Source organism: Pseudomonas sp. ICMP 460 (genome assembly GCF_002723595.1).
Taxonomy (GTDB): Bacteria; Pseudomonadota; Gammaproteobacteria; order Pseudomonadales; family Pseudomonadaceae; genus Aquipseudomonas; species Aquipseudomonas kitaguniensis.
In genome coordinates this window covers 175,494-197,882 of record NZ_LKBR01000004.1, presented here as the reverse complement: position 1 = coordinate 197,882, position 22,389 = coordinate 175,494, and the positions used below count along the sequence as shown (strand labels likewise).

Genomic DNA, 22,389 nt, shown 5'->3' with positions numbered 1-22,389 from the left:
CGCAGCGTCACGGCGTAGCGCGTCAGGCGCTTGCCGGAGTCGCCCTGGGCGGCACGGTAGATCTGCCCGTGAATGCCGCTGCCGTCAGGTGACAACTGCAAAAAGGCCGGTTTGTGCAGCAGGCTTTCGAGGTCGAGGGACGGCTGTTCACTGACCAGTTCAATCTCGAACGCGAACGGTTGGCTGATCGCCTCGCGACCGCTCAGGCTGAAGACTTGAAGGTCGTTTGCCAGCCCCTCGATGGTCAGGCTGAAGTGAGTCTGATTGGCCGGCGCGAACATCCCTTGTTCCTTGTGTCATGCAATGCTGAAAACAACATCGACCAGCAGGGCTGGCCGATGTGTGCAACGGTCAGCCAGGCTTAGCCAGCGACCGGCGAACGCCAGTCATCGGAACCCGAAGTACCGGATACTTCGTGAGTCCAGGTGATTTTGCGGTAGGTGAATTCGACGTCTTCCAGGTGAGTGAAGTGCGAGTTCGCCGGGTCTTGGCAGTTGTGCATGTAGTCCTTGATGTCGACGATGATCGCGTCTTCAAGTTTGGTGGTGAAGTAGTGTTCCTGTGAGTGAAGTGCGAGTTCGCCGGGTCTTGGCAGTTGTGCATGTAGTCCTTGATGTCGACGATGATCGCGTCTTCAAGTTTGGTGGTGAAGTAGTGTTCCTGGGTGCCGGCAGCCGAGGTGCGGTACCACTGGATGGTGATTTCGGTCAGGCGCTCGCCGGAAGTCAGGGCTGCCAGCAGCAGAGGCGAGGACTTGTCGAATACCTTGGTGATTTTGACCGGCTTGTGTACGCGCTGGCCGGTAGGCTGGCCGGACTGCGGGTCACGCGGGATGATCACTTCGTGGCTGAAGCCCTGAACCATGACCTGGTCTTCGTGACCTTCCTGGTAGGTGTTGCCAACCGAATCGGCGGTGAAAGCACCGGCGGTGATCAGGCCTTGTTTGGTGCCCGTGATGGACATATACGCTGGCGTAGCCATGGAGATGCTCCTTGCTGGATAAATAAGAATGCCCGGGAGGCGAAATCGCCCGGTGGGTAACTAAGCAGGTATCAAATACCGTGCCACGTTAATTATTTCGTATATAAACCGGGGGTGTCGCGGACGTGTTAGCGGTATGAGTTGATAAGTTGCGTAGAGAAAGCCGTGAATGTTGAGCAACTTCTTGCGCAGTGGTGCGCAACTTCCTGCGCACTCGCCTATGCGCCTTTATTTATAAAGCCTGCAGGGATCTATCCACAGGCTTTTCCACAGACTACTGCGCAACTAGTTGCCTGACTTGCTGATCATGCCTCTAACTAAGAGGGAGAGCATAAGCGATGCTTGCAGATCAGTCAGCACCAGGATGTTCACGCACGAACCATGCAGCTTGTCGCTCAAGGCACCGAACTTATGAAACATTACGACACATAATTACTAAATCTTTTACTTCAAAATTTAAGAGGCGCTACTTCCCATTAACACCGCAAGTGCAGCGCGCCCGTTAATGCAAATGAAAGCGTTAAACATCACTCTCGCTCAATAAAAAAGGCGAAGCCATCACAGCTTCGCCCTTCCTCGTAGCGCTCAGACTTTAATGGTGTTCGCGCGTCGCACGGAATTTCACGTCAGGCCAGCGCTCTTCCATCAACGCCAGGTTAACCCGTGTCGGGGCCAGGTAGGTCAGGTGACCACCGCCGTCGATCGCCAGGTTTTCCACAGCCTTATTGGAGAATTCCTCCAACTTCTTCTTGTCGCTGCAATCGATCCAGCGCGCGGAGTACACGGTGATCGGCTCATACGAGCACTCAACCTTGTATTCCTCTTTCAAGCGGCTGGCGACCACGTCGAACTGCAACACACCGACGGCGCCGAGGATGATGTCGTTGCTGCGCTCCGGGAAGAACACTTGGGTGGCGCCCTCCTCCGCGAGCTGCTGCAGGCCTTGGCGCAGTTGCTTGGACTTGAGCGGGTCACGCAGGCGTACGCGGCGGAACAGTTCCGGGGCGAAGTGCGGGATACCGGTAAAGCCCAGCGTTTCGCCTTCGGTGAAGGTGTCGCCGATCTGGATGGTGCCGTGGTTGTGCAAACCGATGATGTCGCCGGCAAACGCCTCTTCAAGCTGTTCACGCTCGGAGGAGAAGAACGTCAGGGCATCGCCGATGCGCACGTCCTTGCCGGTACGCACATGGCGCATCTTCATGCCTTTGTCGTATTTGCCGGAGCAGATGCGCATGAAGGCGATACGGTCGCGGTGTTTGGGGTCCATGTTCGCCTGGATCTTGAACACGAAGCCGGTGAATTTTTCTTCGACCGGTTCCACGGTGCGCTCGTTGGCCACGCGCGCAAGCGGCTTCGGCGCCCAGTTCACCACGGCGTCGAGCACGTGGTCGACACCGAAGTTGCCCAAGGCCGTACCGAAGAATACCGGGGTCAGTTGGCCGTCGAGAAATTCCTGCTGGTTGAACGCATGGCAGGCGCCTTGCACCAGTTCCAACTGGTCGACAAACCGGTCGTACTCGTCACCCAAATGGGCGCGGGCGTCGTCGGAGTCGAGCTTCTCGATGATTTTTACATCGGTGCGTTCGTGGCCATGGCCGGCGGTGTAGACAATGATGTAGTCGTCGGCCAGGTGGTACACGCCCTTGAAGTCGCGGTAGCAACCGATCGGCCAGGTGATCGGTGCCGCCTTGATCTTCAAGACGGCTTCGATTTCATCCAGCAATTCGATCGGGTCGCGAATATCGCGGTCGAGTTTGTTGATGAAGCTGACGATCGGCGTGTCACGCAGACGGCACACGTCCATCAGCGCGATGGTACGCGGCTCAACGCCTTTACCGCCGTCAAGCACCATCAGCGCCGAGTCGACTGCGGTCAAGGTGCGGTAAGTATCTTCGGAAAAGTCTTCGTGACCCGGGGTGTCGAGCAGGTTGACCATGTGGTCGCGATACGGAAACTGCATGACCGAGGTGGTAATCGAAATACCCCGTTGTTTTTCCATTTCCATCCAGTCGGAGGTGGCATGGCGGTCGGACTTGCGGGATTTCACCGTGCCGGCCACCGCGATTGCCTTGCCCATCAGCAGGAGCTTCTCGGTGATGGTGGTTTTACCGGCATCGGGGTGGGAAATAATGGCGAAAGTGCGGCGTTTCGCGACTTCGGCGGCCTGGTGGGTCATGGGAAATCGCCTGGCAGGTGAGTCAAAAAAGGGCGGCGAGTATAGCGCAAACCCGAGCAGCCGGACCACCGTTCAGCCCATTGGGGGTGGCTAAATGCTGCCAAGTGTGGAACCTTTTAAAAGGTAGAGACGTCCACTCCCCTGCTACCGCGCTCGGACCAGGGGCTGATAAATCAGCAAGTTAGCCTGACGAGGCTGCGCTCATGGCTTGACCTCATGCCGTCTTACCGGCATTGGCAAGCTGCTTTTCGCGACTACATTCGCCGACAGCCAGGAATGGCATTGCCGCTCGGAAATGTGGTCGCCGACAAAAGAAAAAAGGAGTCCGCCTGTGGCTATTCGCTATGGCAAAGGGCTGATAGGAGGAGCGGTTGTCGTCGCTCTCCTGGCCCTGCTGGTCCACTGGATCGGCATCAACACGATCGAACTGTACCGCGACGATTTGTTGTTTTACCTGCAAGCTCATTTGATCCTTGTTCTAGTCTCCATGCTGGCGGCGCTGATTGTGGGCATTCCCGCCGGTATCCTGCTCAGCCGACCGAACATGGTCGGGCGCGCAGAACGCTTCATGCAGATCTTCAACATCGGCAACACCGTTCCGCCCCTGGCCGTACTGGCCATCGCCCTCGGCGTCCTCGGCATCGGCAGTGGCCCGGCCATCTTCGCGCTGTTCCTCGCCTCCCTCCTGCCTATCGTGCGTAACACTTACGAAGGCCTGAAAAACGTACAGGGTTCGCTGAAAGAAGCCGCCACCGGCATCGGCATGACGCCGCGCCAAGTGCTGTTTCGCGTGGAATTGCCCAACGCCGTGCCGATCATCATCGGCGGCGTACGCGTGGCCCTGGCGATCAACGTGGGCACCGCACCGCTGGCGTTCCTGATTGGTGCCAACAGCCTGGGCAGCCTGATCTTCCCCGGCATCGCCTTGAACAATCAGCCGCAATTGCTGCTCGGCGCCGCGTGCACCGCGTTGCTGGCATTGCTGCTTGACGGTCTGGTGACCATGGCCAGCCGCCTCTGGCTGGAACGCGGGTTGCGTCCGTCTTAAGGCTTGGCAAAGGAATTGATATGAAAAAACTGACACTGATACTGAGCTGCGTCCTGCTGTTTGCAGGTTTTGCGCAAGCCGCAGAAAAACCCGTCATTCGCATCGGCGCCCGGGTGTTCACCGAACAAACCCTGCTCGCCGAAATCACCTCCCAGTACCTGCGCACCAAGGGCTATGACACCCAAGTGACCGGTGGCCTGGGCAGCAACCTGGCGCGCAGTGCCCAGGAAAGCGGGCAACTGGACTTGATCTGGGAATACACCGGCGTCTCGCTGGTGGCCTACAACCACGTCGACGAGAAGCTCGACAGCCAACAGTCCTACGCTCGAGTCAAAGAACTCGACGCGAAAAAAGGCCTGGTCTGGCTGTCGCCGTCGAAATTCAGCAACACCTACGCGTTAGCGTTGCCGGAAAATGTGGCCAAGGAATTCCCTCAGATCAACACCATGAGCGACCTGACCCAAGCCCTGGCCGAAAAAACCAAAGGCACACGCCTGGTCGCCCTGGACACCGAGTTCGCCAACCGCTCCGACGGCATGGGCGGCATGGTCAAGCTGTACGGCATGAACCTGACGCGCGAAAACACACGCCAGATGGACGCCGGCCTGGTCTACACCGCGCTGCGTAATGGCCAGGTATTTGCCGGTTTGGTCTACACCACCGACGGTCGCCTGAACGCCTTCAAATTGAAGCTGCTGGAAGACGACAAGCATTACTTTCCGGACTACACCGCGGCCCCCGTGGTGCGTCAGGTGTACCTGGATGCTCACCCACAACTGGCCGCCGACCTTGCGCCGCTGGCCGCGCTGTTCGACGACGCAACCATGCGCCAGTTGAACGCACGGGTCGACGTCGACCATGAAAGCCCGTCCGCTGTTGCCGCCGATTTCCTGCGCCAACACCCGATCAACTAAGAGGAGAAGACATGGAATTTTTAAACGCCTTTTCCCATCTTGACTGGGCACAAGTCCTGCACCTGACCTTGCAGCACATCACCCTGGTCGGCATCGCGGTGCTGCTGGCGATCTTTATTGGCGTGCCGCTGGGCGTGTTGATGACGCGCTTCCCGACGCTCGCGGGGCCGTTGCAAGCCAGCGCCACGGTGCTGCTCACCGTTCCGTCGATAGCGCTGTTCGGCCTGCTGCTGCCGTTTTACTCCAAATTCGGCCAGGGCCTGGGGCCAATGCCGGCGATTACTGCGGTGTTCCTCTACTCCCTGCTGCCGATCATGCGTAACACCTACCTGGCCCTGACCGGCGTAGAACCAGGCATTCGCGAAGCCGCCAAAGGCATCGGCATGACCTTCGCCCAGCGCCTGCGCATGGTCGAATTGCCCATCGCGGTGCCGGTGATCCTCGCCGGTGTGCGCACCGCCGTGGTGATGAACATTGGCGTCATGACCATCGCCGCCACCATCGGCGCCGGTGGCCTGGGCGTACTGATTCTGGCTTCCATCAGCCGTAGCGACATGTCGATGCTGGTTGTCGGCGCCGTACTGGTCAGTCTTCTGGCCATCTTCGCCGACCTGCTATTGCAATGGCTGCAACGCTCGCTGACTCCAAAAGGACTGCTCAAATGATCGAACTTCAAAACCTGACCAAGACTTTTCAAAGCAACGGCAAAACAGTGTCTGCCGTGAACGACGTAAGCCTGACCGTCAACGAAGGCGAGATTTGCGTATTCCTCGGCCCGTCGGGCTGCGGCAAGAGCACCACGCTGAAAATGATCAACCGCCTGATCAAGCCCACCTCGGGCAAGATTTTGATCAACGGCGAAGACACCACCGACCTCGACGAAGTGACCCTGCGTCGCAACATCGGCTACGTGATCCAGCAAATCGGCCTGTTCCCGAACATGACCATCGAGGAAAACATCGTGGTCGTGCCCAAGCTGCTGGGCTGGGACAAACAGAAATGCCACGACCGCGCCCGCGAGTTGATGAGCATGATCAAGCTGGAGCCCAAGCAATACCTGCATCGCTACCCGCGTGAACTGTCGGGTGGCCAGCAACAACGTATCGGCGTGATTCGCGCGCTGGCGGCGGATGCGCCGTTGCTGCTGATGGACGAGCCGTTCGGCGCGGTCGACCCGATCAACCGCGAGATGATCCAGAACGAGTTCTTCGAGATGCAGCGCGCGCTGAACAAGACCGTGATTATGGTCAGCCACGACATCGACGAAGCCATCAAGCTGGGCGACAAGATCGCGATTTTCCGCGCCGGCAAGCTGCTGCAGATCGACCACCCGGACACGCTGCTGGCGCACCCGGCTGACGAATTCGTCAGCAACTTCGTCGGCCAGGACAGCACCCTCAAGCGCCTGCTGTTGGTGAAGGCCGAAGACGCAGCGGACAACGCGCCGTCGGTGAGTCCGGAAACCCCGGTGGCCGAGGCACTGGAATTGATGGACGAAACCGACCGCCGTTACGTGGTGGTGACCTGCGCCGAGAACAAGGCGCTGGGCTATGTACGACGTCGCGACCTGCACCGTCAAACCGGCACCTGCGGCCAGTACTTGCGCGAGTTCAACGCCACCGCGGCGTACGACGAACACTTGCGCATCCTGCTGTCGCGCATGTACGAGTTCAACCGCTCGTGGTTGCCGGTGATGGATGCCGAACGGGTGTTCCTTGGTGAAGTGACTCAAGAGTCGATTGCCGAGTACTTGAGTTCGGGTAAATCGCGTGGCGGCAAGACCAGCATTGTTTCGCCCGCCGAAACCGCCCTGGCTTGAACTGAACTGACACACCAGAGAGCAAAATGTGGGAGGGGGCTTGCCCCCTCCCACATTTTGCTCTCTGGTGTGTCAGGGAAATACCGTGGATTTAACCCATTCGGGGAACATCAATTCGTCATACCTGTCGGTTACATAAGTAGCTGAACGTCGCTGCGCGACGAACGCGTGCAAAAACGCGACATTTTTAGTTGATCTATGGCCTCCCACGTCCTAAAGTTCGCGCCGAACGTCCATGCTGGAAACGATCCATCCGGCTCAAGTACTGACGACGAGACAGCAAGGCCAAGGGAGCGGTTACTCCCATGGCCTTTTTGCTTTCGGCGACATGCCTTGGGAAGTAGGCGAACCAAAGTGGGGATACGGAGGACGTTCATTTGCACCCATTGATCAAACCAGTTTGCCCTTAGGAGTTCCCAGCATGTCGATCAACGTCGAAGATTATTTCGCGCGCGCCACCTTTGACAAAATGAAGGCGTTCGCCGACAAACAGGAAACCCCGTTCGTGGTGATCGACACCGCGATGATCAGCCAGGCCTACGATGACCTGCGCGCCGGTTTCGAATTTGCCAAAGTCTATTACGCCGTCAAGGCCAACCCGGCCGTCGAGATCATCGACCTGCTCAAAGACAAAGGCTCGAGCTTCGACATCGCCTCGATCTACGAGCTGGACAAGGTCATGGACCGTGGCGTCAGCCCCGACCGTATCAGCTACGGCAACACCATCAAGAAATCCAAAGACATTCGCTACTTCTTCGATAAAGGCGTGCGCCTGTTCTCGACCGACTCCGAAGCCGACCTGCGCAACATTGCCAAGGCCGCACCGGGTTCGAAAGTCTACGTGCGTATCCTCACCGAAGGCTCGACCACGGCTGACTGGCCGTTGTCGCGCAAATTCGGCTGCCAGACCGACATGGCCATGGACCTGCTGATTCTGGCGCGTGACCTCGGCCTGGTGCCTTATGGCATCTCGTTCCACGTCGGTTCGCAACAGCGCGACATCAGCGTATGGGACGCCGCCATCGCCAAGGTCAAAGTGATCTTCGAACGTTTGAAAGAAGAAGACGGCATTCAGCTGAAACTGATCAACATGGGCGGTGGCTTCCCGGCCAACTACATCACCCGCACCAACAGCCTGGAAACCTACGCCGAAGAAATCATCCGCTTCCTCAAGGAAGACTTCGGCGATGACCTGCCGGAAATCATCCTGGAACCGGGCCGTTCGTTGATCGCCAACGCCGGCATCCTGGTCAGCGAAGTAGTGCTGGTTGCGCGCAAATCGCGCACCGCCGTCGAACGCTGGGTGTACACGGATGTGGGCAAGTTCTCGGGCCTGATCGAAACCATGGACGAAGCCATCAAGTTCCCGATCTGGACCGAGAAAAAAGGCGAGATGGAAGAAGTGGTGATCGCCGGCCCAACCTGCGACAGCGCCGACATCATGTACGAAAACTACAAATACGGCCTGCCGCTGAACCTGGCAATTGGTGACCGTATGTACTGGTTGTCGACCGGTGCCTACACCACCAGCTACAGCGCGGTTGAGTTCAACGGCTTTCCGCCGCTGAAATCGTTCTACGTTTAAGCAGCACCGCCAGCAAAAAGCCCATGACGTGTCATGGGCTTTTTTTATACAAAAATATCCTTGCGGACATCTACTTTGCCGGTGACAAAAATCTGCAGGTCCAGCCTGCCATCCCCCGTGGTGTCCATCCTTAAAAGCGTTCGCTGAACCTTGGGGTCGTAGTTCACCAGCACATCACCCGGTTTGGTCATGAACGTCGGGTTGTTCGGGTCTTGTTGTTTTCTGCGATCAATCGGCAACCTGGAAACAAAGTTCAGCGGACCTGATTGTCGGCTCACGCCAGACAGGTCGAGTTTGTCCTTGCCGCTGACGAAGTCCATGACCAGATTAGGCTTACCACTGGACGTAGCATCAAACACAAAGGTATTGGCGCCCGCCCCGCCCCACGTTTGCGCCCCGCCGCTGCCGCCATAAATAATGTCGTCGCTGCGGCCGCCCCGCAGGACATTGAAGGCCGCATTACCGATCAACGTATTCTTGCCTTGGCCACCTCTGGCCTCTTCAATCGTCACACCATGGGCGATACCGACGTTACCCTCCAACCCTGCCACTGAAGAAAACGAGCCTGCATTGAGGTTGATCGTTTGATCTTGGCTGAACTCGGAAAAATCGAGGGTATCCCAGCCACCGCCATCCCACACGCTGAACAATGGTTTGTCCTGGGCCGTTTTCAGGCTGTACTGATCACGATCAGTATTGGAGTTGAAGCCATAAGTAGTATTGCCGTTGCGCGTGGCGTAGTTCGCACCATATTTTGCCTGGATTGCCCGCATGTCATCCATCATCAGGCTGACGGGGTGGACACTCTCCTCAGCGTCGTTCAGAAAGGGCGTGGTGTAGCTCATGATCGAGTAGGTCCTCAAATCCTCCGCATAATACTGCGGCTCAAGCTTTTCATTTTCATCACCGTGCGGATGATCCAAACCAAGGCTGTGCCCTAGCTCATGGATCATGGTTGAACGCCATTTTTCGGTAATCATGTCATTTCTATCAGCGTTGGCCGGGTTGCGCGGTCCGCTCGTCTGCTCTGCAAGACGTAGCCAGACCGTGCCCTGTACCTCTGGGTCGCGCGGGTCCGGTTTGTAAGCAAAGCCCAACATGGTCGAGGCGTTGTTGCCAGTGACGTACCCTCTGTGGGTCAGATGCCCCTCACTGGCGCCGCGTGCTTGTTCGGTGAAAGTCAGATTGGCAACATCGGCATACTCTTGATGCGCCTTGTTGATAAGTTCTTTGTGCAAAAGGCTCAGCGGCAAGACTTTGTCGATCCCGGACTTGCTGTTTATACGCTTGAATTCTCTGAAGCCGCGTGGCGGGGCATTGGCAAATTCATAAGTAAGCTCGGTCTTGCCATTCCGGTTACTGTCACGCCAGCGGCTGCCGGCGCGGTTAAGCCGATCTGCAACCTGTGCGCTGGTCAGCGATGGGTCCTCATCTTCAGACCTTTTTTCAGCGCCGCGTTTATTTTCTTCGAGAGCTCGTTGAACAACGTCATATCCCGCAGGAACAGATGCCTGATTGATTCGCATAATAAAAAACACTCTGGGGTTCAGCGGAACCAGCACATGCCTTGCAAGCGCTGTTCAACCAATCGTGGAAACGAGGCACAAACGTGTCACCAATCCAGCCAGCGCTTTATCAGCCTTTTCCGCAATAAAAGTCAGCGCAACCAAATTGCCCCGTAGCTCACCCGTGTTGGTAGCCGTAGGATCGATCAGCAGATGGTTATCCGCCCTGTAAGCACCAAAGACGATCCAGGCTTTATCAATGTCCAGCGACAAGCCCCACGCATCAGATGCGTGGCGCTTTTGTGCGCAAAACAGAATATTTCTCGATAACCCACGGCATAATGCGCGCCGTAATCTACTAACCGCTCAGCGAGGCCGTCAGACGTGTTGAAGAAAACCCTGTTCCAGTTGCACTGGTTCTTCGGCATTACCGCCGGGCTGGTGTTGGCGTTGATGGGGATCACCGGGGCGGCGGTGTCGTTTCAGGATGAAATTCTGCGGGCGCTCAACCCCACGGTACTCAGCGTGCAAAAGCGCGAAGCCGGCGTACTGCCGCCTGCCGAACTGGTGCGCAAGCTGCAGGCTACCGAAGGCAAAAGCGTGGCGATGCTGTGGGTGGAAAGCGACAGCGGCAATGCCGCACGCGTGCTTTTCAGCGCGCCGCCGGGCGAGCGCCGTGGCCAGATGCGCTACTTCGACCCGTACACCGGCGATTACCTGGGCGACGCCGTCGGGCAGGACTTCTTCGGCTTTGTGCTGCAATTGCACCGCTTCCTGGCGATGGGCGAAACCGGCCGGCAAATCACTGGCGCCTGCACGCTGATCCTGCTGTTCTTCTGCCTCTCCGGCCTGTACCTGCGCTGGCCGCGCCAAGTGGCGAGCTGGCGCGCCTGGCTGACACTCGACTGGCGCAAAAAGGGCCGCAGTTTCAACTGGGATTTGCACTCGGTATTCGGCACCTGGTGCCTGCTGTTTTATCTTCTGGCGGCGTTGACGGGCCTGTCCTGGTCCTACGATTGGTACAACCAGGGGCTGACCAAACTGCTCTCCGACGCGCCGAACAATGAACGCATGCGCAAGCGCGGCCCGGCGCCCGACGGCCCGGCGCCGGTGGCTAACTATGACGCCATCTGGAGCAGCATCTACAGCAACGCGGGGCCTGGACTGAGCGCTTACAACATTCGTATGCCGGCCGTCGCCGGGCAACCGGCCACCGTGTATTACCTGCTCAAAACGTCGCCGCATGACCGCGCCACCAACCAGATCACCCTGGACCCGGCCACCGGCGAGCTCCAACGCCACGACCGTTACGCCAGCAACACCCTCAAGTCGCAACTGCTGACCAGTATCTACGCGCTGCACACCGGCAGTTATTTCGGCCTGGCGGGGCGCATCATCCTCACCGTCAGCGCGCTGTGCATGCCGCTGTTCTTTATTACCGGCTGGCTGCTGTACCTCGACCGTCGCCGCAAAAAACGCCAAGTGCGTGAGGCGCGCGAAGGCCTTGGCGCCAACCACAGCGATGCCCCGGCGTGGTTGATCGGCTTTGCCAGCCAGAGCGGCTTCGCCGAGCAGCTTGCGTGGCAAACTGCCGGGCAATTGCAGGCGGCCGGGCTGCCGGTAAACGTGCAGCCCCTGGCTGGCATCAGCCAGGACGAGCTGCGCCAGTCGCACAATGCGCTGTTTGTGGTCAGCACCTTCGGCGACGGCGAAGCCCCCGACAGCGCCCGTGGTTTCGAACGCAGCGTGCTCGGTCAACAGCTGTCGCTCAAAGGCCTGAACTACGCGGTACTGGCGCTGGGTGATCGCCAGTACCAACACTTCTGTGGCTTTGCGCGGCGCCTGCACTTCTGGCTGACCCACCAGGGCGGCAACCCGCTGTTTGCCCCGGTGGAAGTCGACAGCGGCGACACCCAAGCCTTGCTGACTTGGCAACAGCAACTGGGCCAACTCACCGGCCACGCGCCGGCGGCGGCCTGGCAAACGGCACCGTTCGAACACTGGACCCTGTCCGAGCGCGCCCTGCTCAACCGCGACAGCGTCGGCGCGGCCATCTACTTGCTCAGCCTCACCCCGCCGTCGCCGCAACGCTGGTCGGCCGGCGACCTGGTGGACGTGCTGCCACGCAACAGCGCAGCGGCCATCGAGCACTTCCTCGCAGGTTTGGGCCTGGAGGGCAGTGACGGCGTGCTGATCGACGGCACGGCGCAAACGCTCAGCCAAGCCCTCGCCGCCCGCCAACTGCCGCACAACCGCGCGCACTTGGTCGGCCTGCACGCACAAGCTTTGGTCAACGCATTGGTGCCGCTGGGCCTGCGCGAATACTCGATCGCCTCGATCGCGAGTGACGGCGTGTTGCAGTTGATCGTGCGCCAGGAACGTCACCCCGATGGCAGCCTGGGCCTGGGCTCCGGCTGGCTGACCGAACACGCCGCCATCGGTTCAGGCATCAGCTTGCGCCTGCGCAGCAACAGTGGTTTCCACCTGCCGCAAGCACCGGTGCCGCTGATACTGTTGGGCAACGGCACCGGCCTCGCGGGGCTGCGCAGCTTGCTCAAAGCGCGCATTGCCGAGGGCCGGCAACGCAACTGGTTACTCTTCGGCGAGCGCAATATTGCCCACGACTACCTGTGCCAGCATGAGCTTCAAGGCTGGCTGGCGAGCGGTGATCTGGCGCTGCTGGACCTGGCGTTTTCCCGCGACCAAGCCGAGAAAATCTACGTACAGGACCGCCTGCGTGAATCGGCGGATGTGCTGCGCAGATGGCTGGCGGACGGCGCTGCCATTTATGTGTGCGGCAGCTTGCAAGGGATGGCGACAGGCGTCGATCAAGTGCTGCGCGAGGTGCTGGGCAACGAAGCAGTGGAGCGCTTGATTGAGCAAGGCCGCTATCGCCGCGATGTGTACTGAGCCCCAAATGATCGTTCCCACACAGAGCGTGGGAATGATCAACTCAGGCAGGTTGCAGCGTTTGCTCGAAGACTGAGACCCCGTCCAGGTCGCGCAAGGTCACGGTCAGCTCGGCCGTCTGCCCATCAATCTGCACTTCGCCAAAGAACTGAAAGCCGGCAAACGGCGATGTATTCTGCGCCGGTGGCGCCTTCTCGAATACCACTTCCGGGCCAAAGGTTTTATCCAGCGGGTTAGGCCCGAAACTCCCGGCGTTCAAAGGCCCCGCGACGAACTCCCAGAATGGTTCAAAATCCTGAAACGCCGCGCGGTCCGGGTGGTAATGATGCGCCGCACAGTAGTGCACATCCGCCGTCAGCCACACATGGTTGCTCACCTTCTGCGCGCGCAAAAAACCCAACAATTCGGCAATTTCCAGCTCACGCCCTTGCGCCGGGCCGGGGTCGCCGTTGGCGATGGCTTCCCAGCGCGGCACGCCGGGGCTGACCTCACCGTCGGGCACGCCGAGGCCGATGGGCATGTCGGCGGCGATGACCTTCCACTGCGCTTGAGAGGCCTTGAGTTCACGCTTGAGCCAGTCCAGTTGCTCACGGCCCATGAACGGTTTTTCGCCGCCCAGGTTGTCGTCGTTGGGGCCGCGATAACTGCGCATGTCGAGCACGAACACATCCAGCAACGGGCCGTAACTGAGCTTGCGATAAATACGCCCGCCACCGTCGGCGCTTTGCCGGCGCATCGGTGAATACTCCAGCCAGGCCTGGCGCGCGCGGCCGACCAGGGTGTTGATGTCGCGGGTGGTGTAGCGCTCATCGAGTTGCTTGCTCGGCGACCAGTTGTTGATCACCTCGTGGTCGTCCCATTGCCAGATCTGCGGCACCTCGGCGTTAAAGCGGCGCACGTTTTCATCGAGCAAGTTGTAGCGATAATTGCCGCGGTACTCGTCGAGGGTTTCGGCGACTTTGCTCTTGGCTTCGGTGGTGATATTGCGCCAGACGCGGCCGTCTTCCACGGTGAGCTGTGCAGGCACCGGGCCGTCGGCGTAGATCGTGTCGCCGCTGTGAATAAAAAAATCCGGCAAGCGCAGGCGCATGGCTTCGTAAATACGCATGCCGCCGATGTCCGGGTTGATGCCGAAGCCCTGACCAACGGTGTCGCCGCTCCACACGAAGCGAATGTCGCGGCGTTGTTGTGGCACGCTGCGCAGGTGGCCGAACCAAGGCTCGCTGGCGACGCCGGTCTGGGCGTCTTCAAAATGCACGCGGTAGAAAATCGCTTGGTCGACAGGCAACCCGGTGAGTTCGACGCGCGCTGTAAAGTCGGTGCGACTGTCGGCGAGCGGCGAGATGAATTTGCGCGGGTTGCTGAACACGCTGCGGGTGTCCCACTCCACGACCATTTTCGCGGGGCGGTCACTGCGGCTCCAGATCATCGCGCGGTCGCCGAGCAAATCGCCGGACTGCACGCCATCGGTCAGTTGCGGCCGGTCTTTCACCGAAGCAATCACCGCAGGCGCCAGGCCCGGCAACAACAGGCCGGCGCCAACGGCTTGCATCACGCGGCGACGGCCGAGGTCGAAGTGGCTCATGCAGGTGCCCTCTTGAGTATCAAAAGGGCCACTTAAGCACGGGCGCATGAAGCGGATGTGACACTGATTACAGCCCGATACAAATCAACTGTGGGAGCGGGCTTGCTCGCGATGGCATCCACTGGGTAGTGCTGATGTACCGAGGTGCCTGCATCGCGAGCAAGCCCGCGCCCACAAAAAGCAAATCTGCTTTTGACCTGAGAAGCGCCCGGTTAAACCTCGATGGCCGCACGCAGGCTCGGGTTCGTGGGGCAAGCGCGTCAGACTTGCGCCGGAGCCACCGCCAACTCGACCGCCTCAGGGCGCTTGATCAGCGCATACACCAACCCCGTCAGCACACTGCCGGCCACAATCGCCAGCAAATACAGCAGCGCGTGGTTCATCGCGTTAGGAATAATCAGCACAAACAAGCCGCCGTGTGGCGCCGCCAGCTTGCAGCCAAAGTACATCGACAGAGCGCCGGTCAACGCGCCACCGGCGATGCTCGCCGGGATCACCCGCAGCGGGTCTTTGGCCGCAAACGGAATCGCACCTTCAGAGATAAAGCACATGCCCAGAATCATCGCCGCTTTGCCCGCCTCACGCTCGGTCTGGGCAAACTTGCGGCGCGCCAGCAAGGTCGCGATGCCCATGCCAATCGGCGGCACCATACCGGCGGCCATGGTAGCCGCCATCGGTGCACCGCTGGACGCCGCCAGCAAACCGACCGAAAACGCATACGCTGCCTTGTTGATCGGCCCGCCCAAATCAACACACATCATGCCGCCCAGCAAAATGCCCAGCAGCACCGCGTTGGTGGTGCCCATGGTGCTGAGAAAATCAGTCAGGCCGGTCAGCAACCGTGCAACCGGAGGGCCGATCAGGTAGACCATCGCCAGGCCGGTGATCAAGCTCGCCAGCAACGGGATGATCAGGATCGGCTTGAGTGCCTCAAGGCTTTGCGGCAAGCGAACCGCGCGCGAGATAAATTTAACGCAGTAGCCGGCAAGGAAACCCGCAAAAATACCGCCGATAAACCCGGCGCCCAGCGTACCCGCCAGCAACCCGCCAATCATGCCGGGCGCAATGCCGGGGCGGTCGGCGATCGAGTAGGCAATGTAGCCCGCCAGCAGCGGCACCATCAGCATAAAGGCCTGGTCGCCGACGGTTTTAAGTGCCGCCGCCAGGGTGCCTTTTTCTTCAAAGGCATGAATGCCGAACACAAACGACAAGGCGATCAACAAGCCGCCTGCCACCACCATTGGCAACATGAACGACACGCCGGTGAGCAAGTGTTTGTAGACGCCGGTTTTTTCCGACTTCTTGGCCACCGCGCCGTTGGCCGCACTTTCCACCGTGCCTTCGGCGAGGGCTTTGTTGAGCGTGGCTTCAGATTGCTTGAGGGCAATGCCGGTGCCGCAACGGTAAATCTTCTTGCCGGCGAAGCGCTCGGTGGCGACTTCAATGTCTGCCGCCAGCAATACCACGTCGGCGTCGGCAATCGCTTGTGGGCTCAACGGCGTGCGTGCGCCGACCGAACCTTGGGTTTCGACCTGCAGGTCATAGCCCAGGCGCTTGGCCGTTTGCTGCAAGGCTTCGGCGGCCATGAAGGTGTGGGCCACGCCGGTCGGGCACGCGGTAATCGCGACGATACGCGGCGCGTTCGCCGCCGCCGGGGCTTGGCTGGCGACGTAGATTTGCGCCTCTTCGGCGCCCCGACGCAGCACGCCGTCGACATCCGCCAACGCTTGCGCGGGCGTACTCTGGAACACCCGCTTGCCGACAAAGCGCTGCATGTCCAAGGGTGTGCTGCTGACCAGCAACACCCACTCGGCGTCGTCGAGCGTGGCCTGCGACAACTGGCGCTCGGGCCGCTGCACGTCCACCACTTCAACGCTGGTGCGCAAGCCCATGCGTTGCGCGGCGGCGTCCAGCAAACGCGCACACAGCACACTGGTGACCATGCCGTTCGGGCAGGCAGTAACAATGGCTAATTTCATCACAAACCCTCTTATTGTTCTGTCAGCGCGCGCACATGGACGCCGCTTTCGAGACGCGCCAATTGCGCGTCATCGCTGATGCCAAAACCGATCTGCGTCACTGCCATCGCGGCAATCGCCGTGGCGCGGCGCAGGGTGGTTTCCGGCAGATCAACACTCAGCAAGCCGTGCAGCATCCCGGCCAGCAACGAGTCGCCCGCGCCCACCGTGCTGGCCACGCTGACCTTGGGCGGCGTGGCATGCAGCGCGGTGCCCGGGCTGAACCAGTTGACGCCGTCGGCACCGTGCGACACCACCACATGCTCCACGCCTTGGGCGTGCAAGCGCTCGGCGGCCTCGGCCTGTTGCGCGATCGAATCGGTGGGGCAATCCAGCGCGTCGGTGAGTTCTTCGGTGTTGGGTTTGATCAACCACGGGCCCGCCTTCAAACCGGCGCGCAGCGCTTCACCGCTGGTGTCCAGGGCGACTTTCAAACCCAGTGCTTTAAGTTGCGCAAGCAAGCCCTGAAACCACTGCGGGCTGACGCCGCGCGGCAAGCTGCCGGCGACAACCACCGCGTCGAACTCCGGGCCGACCACCTTGAGCAATTTGAGCAACGCCTCTTGCGCCTGCTCACTGACCTCAGGCCCCGGCGCATTGATGTCGGTAACCCGGCCATCCTGTTCGGCAATCTTGATATTGCTGCGGGTTTCACCCGGCACGCGGATAAACGCATCGCCAAACCCACGGCTGGCGATCAATGCATCAAACGCCTCGGGGTTGGCCGCGCCAAGAAATCCACCCACGCTCACGTTATGGCCCAAGTCGGCCAACACCTGCGCAACGTTCACACCCTTGCCGGCGGCATGCGTGAGCACGGTTTCGCTACGGTTGACTGCACCCGGCTCCAGGCGCGCCAGGCGTACCGTAAGGTCCAACGCCGGGTTCAGCGTCAGGCATAAAATCTTCGCCATTTACACGGCCTCCACAAGGGCACGCACTTCAGCGGGCGAACCCACCAACAGCGCTTTTTGCGCCAGGCCCTGGGCCTCGCTCAGACTGAATTCACGCACCCGCGCCTTCACTTCAGGAATGCTGCGGGCCGACACACTTAATTCATCCACACCCAGCCCGATCAGCACCGGCACGGCCAGCGGGTCCGCCGCCAACTCGCCGCACACGCCCACCCATTTGCCATGGGCATGCGCTGCGCGCACGGTGATGTCGATCAGTTGCAGCACCGCCGGGTGCAAGCCATCGGCCTGCGCCGACAGGGTTGGGTGGCCACGGTCGATGGCCAGCGTGTACTGGGTCAAATCGTTGGTGCCGACGCTGAAAAAGTCGACTTCCCTGGCCAAGACCGGCGCGAGCAACGCAGCGGAAGGCACTTCGATCATGATCCCGAGTTGCAAGTCGGCCACCGGAATTTCCAGGCGCAGGCGCTCGGTCATATCACGCGCCGCACGCCATTCATCGACGCTGCCAACCATGGGGAACATGATGCGCAGCGGGCGGTTATCCGCCGAGCGCAGCAGCGCGCGCAGTTGCGCTTCCATGATCTGCGGGCGTTGCAAGGTCAGGCGAATACCGCGCACGCCGAGGAACGGGTTTTCTTCTTCGGCAATCGGCCAATAAGGCAGCGGTTTGTCGCCGCCCACGTCGAGGGTGCGCACTACCAGCGGGCGACCCTCAAGGCCGTCGAGTACGCGGCGGTATTCGGCTTCCTGAGTGGCTTCATCCGGCGCTTGCGGGTGCGCCATGAAAATCAATTCGGTGCGCAGCAAACCAATGCCTTCGGCGCCCTGCTCTACCGCTGCGGCAACACCGGCGCTCTCGCCAATGTTGGCGAACACTTCCACGGCGTGGCCGTCACGCGTCAACGCCGGTTGATGGCGCTGCGCAGAGGCGGCTTGCAGGCGTTGCTCACGGGTGTCGCGCTCCACCGTCGCGCGTTGCAGCGTGGCCGCATCAGGGGCCACATGCAGGCGGCCGCGCTGGCCGTCGAGCAACAACGGCGTGCCGGAAGCCAGCAGCAGCACCGCCGCGCCTGCGCCGACCAGAGCGGGAATGCCCAAGGCACGCGCGACAATGGCACTGTGCGCAGTGGCGCCGCCACGCGCGGTGAGGATGCCGGCGACGCGGGCTGGGTCCAGGCGTGCAACGTCCGAAGGGCCGACTTCGTCCATCACCAGAATGTAAGGTTCGCTCGGCTCTTGCGCGGTTTCCAGGCCACACAGTTGTGCCAGCACGCGGCGGCCAACGTCACGCAAATCTGCGGCGCGCTCGGCGAGCAAGGCGTCCTGCAACGACTCTTGCTGTTTGGCGGCGGCTTCGATCACGCTCATCCATGCCGCTTCAGCGCTTTCGCCTTGCTTGAGGCGGGTGTCGACTTCGTCCGTCAGCTCCGGGTCGTCGAGCATTTCCTGGTGAGTAATGAAAATTTCGCGGATGGCTTTGGCTTGGCTGCGCTCGATGAGGCCCTGAATATCGCGGCGCACGTCGCTCAGCGCATCCTGCAAGCGCTGGCGCTCGATGGCGGAGGACTCGCCGCGCAAGGGGTAATCGAACACCTGTTGGGTCTGGATATGCGCCGGGCCGATAGCGATACCGGGCGCTGCGGCGATAGCCTGAAGTTGGCTGCCGGCCTGCGGCGCGCTGATCACCGGTTGCGGTTCGACATCCACGGTTGCAGGTTGCGCACTCACGGTCGGCAGCGGCTCAACGTCTTCGCCCAGGCCTTCTTCTACCGCCGCCAGCAAGGCGGGCAAGGCATCGCCGGCAATCGTCGGCTCGGCGACAAATTCCAGCACCTGGCCGCGACGAGCGCCGAGGCTGAGCAACTTGCTCAGGCTTTTCACCGACACCGCGCCCACCGGGCCATCGATGATGCGCAGGCGAATATCGCCGTCAAAACTTTTCGCCAATTGCGCGAGGATTTTCGCCGGCCGCGCGTGCAGGCCATGCGCGTTGGCCAGGGTAATGCGCGCGCTCGGCCAGTCAGGCGGCAGTTCGCCGCCGAGCACTTCAAGCACCGCGCGGCTGCTGGTGGCACGCCCCAATTCCTGGCCGCGACCTTCAATCAACAAGGCACACAAACGCTCCAACAGGGCCTGGTGCGCTTCACCGAGGCTGGCCAGGCAAAACAGGCCATTGAGCGGCTGGCCGAGGTAACGCATGGGTTTGTCCGGGGTGACGAATGCAAGGCCAGGGCGCTTTACCGTCTGCTCGCTGTGCAGCCACCACAGGCCGTCGCCCAGCGGCAGTGCGTCAACCTGTTGCAACACGGCGGCAAAGCCGTTGCTCACACAGTCGGCCTGGCGCAGCAAGCGTGCGCCGCGCCATACCAGCTCTTCAAAGTCATCGGCGGACACGCCGAGGCTGATCATCTGCGCATCCAGCGCCAGTTCCTGCGGCGCGCCTTGCAGCAGTTTCAGCAAGGCGTCGGCGGAACCGGCACGGCGCAGCGCCTGGCCGAGGTCGGTTTCACCCAACGCGCGGGTCAGCAGTTGCAGCAGGCGCAGGTGTTCATCGGACTTGGCGGCAATGCCGATGGCCAGGTAGACGATCTGGCCATCACCCCAATCCACGCCTTCGGGAAATTGCAGCAGGCGCACGCCGGTCGAAAACACCTGGTCGCGGGTTTCCGGGGTGCCATGCGGAATGGCGATACCCTGGCCTAGAAAAGTCGAGCCTTGGGCTTCACGGGCTTGCAAGCCGCTGAGGTAGCCCTCGGCGACCAGGCCATCGGCCACCAATGTGTCAGCGAGCAGGTGCAAGGCAGCAGATTTGTCCACAGCCACCTGGCCCATGGATATCTGCTCTACAGTGAGCTCAAGCATGCCGTTCTCCTAGTTAGTGCGATGGGCGCACTAGGTATTGTTTTGAATAAATCCGCACAAGGCGTTCAAAGTAAATGACTGAGTGGTCAGTTGGCAGTAGCCAGTCAGTCGCGAACGTCGTAAAAATACGCTGGCTGAAACGTTTAATCTAGAATTTATGGCAGGTTACGCGTTAATTATGCAAGCTTGAAGGACCACTCGGCGCTTGAGCCTGCCCATTGGTCGTGTGCCGTAATCGGTTACGATTGGACAAAATGTCGGGGCTGGCTCTAAAAAACAAGGAAATCCCGGTTTGAAACTCAGTGATATTGCACGTCTCGCCGGTGTGTCCGTGACCACCGCCAGCTATGTCATCAATGGCAAAGCCGAACAGCAACGCATCAGCAGCGCAACCGTCGAGCGGGTGCGCGCGGTGGTTCAAGCGCATGGTTTTACCCCAAACCCTCAAGCGGCGGGGCTGCGCAGTCGGCACACGCGCACCTTGGGTTTCATCCTGCCGGACCTCGAAAACCCCAGTTACGCGCGCATCGCCAAGCTCCTGGAGCAAGGTGCGCGGGCGCGAGGTTACCAGTTATTGATCGCCAGCTCCGACGACGAGGCGGACAGCGAGCGCCAACTGCTGCAACTGTTTCGCGCCCGGCGCTGCGACGCGCTGTTTGTTGCCAGTTGCTTGCCGGCCGGCGATGACAGCTATCGCGAACTGCAAGCCAAAGGCCTGCCGGTGATTGCCATCGACCGGGTCATGGAGCCTGAGCAGTTTTGTTCAGTGGTCAGCGACGACCGCCAGGCTTGCCAGCAACTGACCAGCAGCCTGTTGCAGCCACTGCCCAAGCAGATCGCGCTGATCGGTGCGCGGCCCGAGCTGAGCATCAGCCAGGAACGTGCCGCAGGTTTTCGCGAAGCGCTGCACGACTTCAGCGGCGAAATCATCGTCGAACAAGGCGAGGCGTTCAGTCGCGACTGCGGCCGACAGTTGATGGAAAAACTGCTGGAGCAACTGGGGCATTTGCCTGACGCGCTGGTGACCACTTCCTACGTGCTGCTGCAAGGCGTGTTCGATGCGTTGCACGACTTTCCGCTCAAGTCGCAGCCACTGCGCCTGGGCACATTCGGTGACACTCAACTACTCGACTTTCTGCCGCTGCCGGTCAACGCCATGGCTCAGCAACATCAGCTGATTGCCGACACCGCCCTGCGCCTGGCCCTGGCTGCCATTGAGGAAGAACAGTACACGCCGGGCGTGCAAGCCATCGGCCGAACCTTCAAGCAGCGAATTCACGAGGCCTGAGCGTGGAGCTGATCGACACCCACACCCACCTGGACTTCGCGGACTTTGACAGTGATCGCGGTGAAGTCCTCGCCCGCAGCCGCCAACTCGGGGTGCAGCGCATGGTGGTGTTGGGCGTGTCGCAGCAACACTGGCAGCGGCTGTGGGACGTGGTGCAGGCGGATGAAGGTTTATTCGCAGCCTTTGGCTTGCACCCGGTGTTCCTTGATGAGCATCGCCCCGCCGACCTGACGCAATTGGGCGAGTGGATGACCCGCCTGAGCGGTCACCGCCAGCTTTGCGCAGTGGGCGAGATTGGCCTGGATTACCTTGTTGAACACCTTGATCGCGAGCACCAGCAAAGCCTGTTTGAAGCCCAACTGAAACTGGCGGTGGACTTTCAGCTCCCGGCTCTGCTGCACGTGCGCCGCAGCCACGCGGTGGTAATCGCCACGCTCAAGCGCATCCGCGTGCCACGCGGCGGTATTGTCCATGCGTTCGCCGGCAGCGTTGAGGAAGCCCGCGAGTACATCAAGCTCGGCTTCAAACTGGGCTTGGGCGGTGCGGCGACCTGGCCTCAGGCGTTGCGCATGCACACAGTGCTGCCGCAACTGCCACTGGACGCCGTGGTGCTGGAAACCGACTCACCGGACATGGCGCCCGCCATGTACCCCGGCCAGCGCAACAGCCCGCAACACCTGCCGGACATCTGCACCGCCTTGGCCGGGCGCATGGGCATCAGCCCTTTATTGCTGGCCGAGACGAGTACACGCACGGCGCGCGCGCTGTTCAATTGGTAGAG

16 protein-coding genes and 1 pseudogene are annotated in these 22,389 nt (G+C 60.6%); 8 read left to right on the top strand and 9 right to left on the bottom strand.

From position 1 onward, the window contains the following. The 3 genes and pseudogenes from AO240_RS05340 to AO240_RS05330 all read right to left on the bottom strand — a co-directional run. Positions 1-281, bottom strand: a 281-nt coding sequence (locus AO240_RS05340) for a contractile injection system protein, VgrG/Pvc8 family (protein WP_256585846.1), incomplete at its 3' end; no start/stop codon positions are given. An 80-nt stretch (positions 282-361) separates the two neighbouring features. Next, positions 362-981: pseudogene (locus tag AO240_RS05335) on the bottom strand (Hcp family type VI secretion system effector). A gap of 592 nt (positions 982-1,573) precedes the next feature. Next, positions 1,574-3,157 carry a peptide chain release factor 3 gene (locus AO240_RS05330; protein ID WP_099235445.1) on the bottom strand — a complete coding sequence of 528 codons (1,584 nt, stop codon included), beginning with the start codon at positions 3,155-3,157 and terminating at the stop codon, positions 1,574-1,576. Between the two features lie 331 nt (positions 3,158-3,488). Between AO240_RS05330 and AO240_RS05325 the strand changes: the two genes are divergently transcribed. The 5 genes from AO240_RS05325 (at position 3,489) to AO240_RS05305 (ending at position 8,523) form a co-directional block, all read left to right on the top strand. Next, the gene (locus AO240_RS05325; RefSeq protein ID WP_004372306.1) at positions 3,489-4,205 is read left to right on the top strand and encodes an ABC transporter permease; all 717 of its coding nucleotides are present in this window, start codon (positions 3,489-3,491) and stop codon (positions 4,203-4,205) included. Positions 4,206-4,225: 20 nt separating this feature from the next. Next, entirely contained in the window at positions 4,226-5,119 is an 894-nt protein-coding gene (locus AO240_RS05320) for a glycine betaine ABC transporter substrate-binding protein (protein WP_058412731.1), read from the top strand. A gap of 11 nt (positions 5,120-5,130) precedes the next feature. After that, positions 5,131-5,784 (top strand): ABC transporter permease, encoded by a 654-nt coding sequence (locus AO240_RS05315; protein WP_058412732.1) that lies wholly within the window; start codon positions 5,131-5,133, stop codon positions 5,782-5,784. Then, positions 5,781-6,938, top strand: a complete 1,158-nt coding sequence (locus tag AO240_RS05310) for a betaine/proline/choline family ABC transporter ATP-binding protein (RefSeq protein ID WP_053131666.1) — start codon at positions 5,781-5,783, stop codon at positions 6,936-6,938. Before AO240_RS05315 ends, AO240_RS05310 begins: the two co-directional genes overlap by 4 nt. A gap of 421 nt (positions 6,939-7,359) precedes the next feature. Continuing rightward, entirely contained in the window at positions 7,360-8,523 is a 1,164-nt protein-coding gene (locus AO240_RS05305; RefSeq protein ID WP_058412733.1) for a type III PLP-dependent enzyme, read from the top strand. 44 nt (positions 8,524-8,567) lie between these two features. Here the strand turns inward: AO240_RS05305 and AO240_RS05300 are convergent, their stop codons facing one another. Then, positions 8,568-10,049, bottom strand: a complete 1,482-nt coding sequence (locus AO240_RS05300; protein WP_099235444.1) for a M10 family metallopeptidase C-terminal domain-containing protein — start codon at positions 10,047-10,049, stop codon at positions 8,568-8,570. A 54-nt stretch (positions 10,050-10,103) separates the two neighbouring features. Then, positions 10,104-10,301 (bottom strand): hypothetical protein, encoded by a 198-nt coding sequence (locus AO240_RS28275; protein WP_143505317.1) that lies wholly within the window; start codon positions 10,299-10,301, stop codon positions 10,104-10,106. A 111-nt stretch (positions 10,302-10,412) separates the two neighbouring features. On the opposite strand from AO240_RS28275, the gene AO240_RS05295 reads away from it, so the two are divergent. Continuing rightward, positions 10,413-12,938: a sulfite reductase flavoprotein subunit alpha gene (locus AO240_RS05295; RefSeq protein ID WP_099235443.1), complete on the top strand. Its 2,526-nt coding sequence runs from the start codon at positions 10,413-10,415 to the stop codon at positions 12,936-12,938. 43 nt (positions 12,939-12,981) lie between these two features. On the opposite strand, the gene AO240_RS05290 is transcribed toward AO240_RS05295, so the two are convergent. From AO240_RS05290 to ptsP, 4 genes are all read right to left on the bottom strand, one after another. After that, positions 12,982-14,523 carry an alkaline phosphatase gene (locus AO240_RS05290; RefSeq protein WP_099235442.1) on the bottom strand — a complete coding sequence of 514 codons (1,542 nt, stop codon included), beginning with the start codon at positions 14,521-14,523 and terminating at the stop codon, positions 12,982-12,984. A 260-nt stretch (positions 14,524-14,783) separates the two neighbouring features. Further along, positions 14,784-16,502 (bottom strand): fructose-specific PTS transporter subunit EIIC, encoded by a 1,719-nt coding sequence (locus tag AO240_RS05285; protein ID WP_099235441.1) that lies wholly within the window; start codon positions 16,500-16,502, stop codon positions 14,784-14,786. Between the two features lie 11 nt (positions 16,503-16,513). Continuing rightward, positions 16,514-17,455, bottom strand: coding sequence for a 1-phosphofructokinase (pfkB, locus tag AO240_RS05280; RefSeq protein WP_099235440.1), 942 nt, complete (start codon positions 17,453-17,455; stop codon positions 16,514-16,516). Next, entirely contained in the window at positions 17,456-20,320 is a 2,865-nt protein-coding gene (gene ptsP / locus AO240_RS05275) for a phosphoenolpyruvate--protein phosphotransferase (RefSeq protein WP_099235439.1), read from the bottom strand. It lies immediately after the preceding gene. A 292-nt stretch (positions 20,321-20,612) separates the two neighbouring features. Here ptsP and cra point away from each other — a divergent pair, with 292 nt between their 5' ends. Both cra and AO240_RS05265 read left to right on the top strand, forming a co-directional pair. Continuing rightward, entirely contained in the window at positions 20,613-21,608 is a 996-nt protein-coding gene (gene cra, locus AO240_RS05270; RefSeq protein ID WP_058412740.1) for a catabolite repressor/activator, read from the top strand. Positions 21,609-21,610: 2 nt separating this feature from the next. Then, positions 21,611-22,387, top strand: coding sequence for a TatD family hydrolase (locus AO240_RS05265; RefSeq protein WP_099235438.1), 777 nt, complete (start codon positions 21,611-21,613; stop codon positions 22,385-22,387). The last annotated feature ends 2 nt before the right edge of the window (positions 22,388-22,389 follow it).

What these genes read in the sequence shown, in the direction of transcription:
- AO240_RS05330 (WP_099235445.1), bottom strand. Translation starts at nt 3,157, where the DNA reads ATGACCCACCAGGCCGCCGAAGTCGCGAAACGCCGCACTTTCGCCATT.
- AO240_RS05320 (WP_058412731.1), top strand. Translation starts at nt 4,226, where the DNA reads ATGAAAAAACTGACACTGATACTGAGCTGCGTCCTGCTGTTTGCAGGT.
- AO240_RS05315 (WP_058412732.1), top strand. Translation starts at nt 5,131, where the DNA reads ATGGAATTTTTAAACGCCTTTTCCCATCTTGACTGGGCACAAGTCCTG.
- AO240_RS05310 (WP_053131666.1), top strand. Translation starts at nt 5,781, where the DNA reads ATGATCGAACTTCAAAACCTGACCAAGACTTTTCAAAGCAACGGCAAA.
- AO240_RS05305 (WP_058412733.1), top strand. Translation starts at nt 7,360, where the DNA reads ATGTCGATCAACGTCGAAGATTATTTCGCGCGCGCCACCTTTGACAAA.
- AO240_RS05300 (WP_099235444.1), bottom strand. Translation starts at nt 10,049, where the DNA reads ATGCGAATCAATCAGGCATCTGTTCCTGCGGGATATGACGTTGTTCAA.
- AO240_RS05290 (WP_099235442.1), bottom strand. Translation starts at nt 14,523, where the DNA reads ATGAGCCACTTCGACCTCGGCCGTCGCCGCGTGATGCAAGCCGTTGGC.
- AO240_RS05285 (WP_099235441.1), bottom strand. Translation starts at nt 16,502, where the DNA reads ATGAAATTAGCCATTGTTACTGCCTGCCCGAACGGCATGGTCACCAGT.
- pfkB (WP_099235440.1), bottom strand. Translation starts at nt 17,455, where the DNA reads ATGGCGAAGATTTTATGCCTGACGCTGAACCCGGCGTTGGACCTTACG.
- ptsP (WP_099235439.1), bottom strand. Translation starts at nt 20,320, where the DNA reads ATGCTTGAGCTCACTGTAGAGCAGATATCCATGGGCCAGGTGGCTGTG.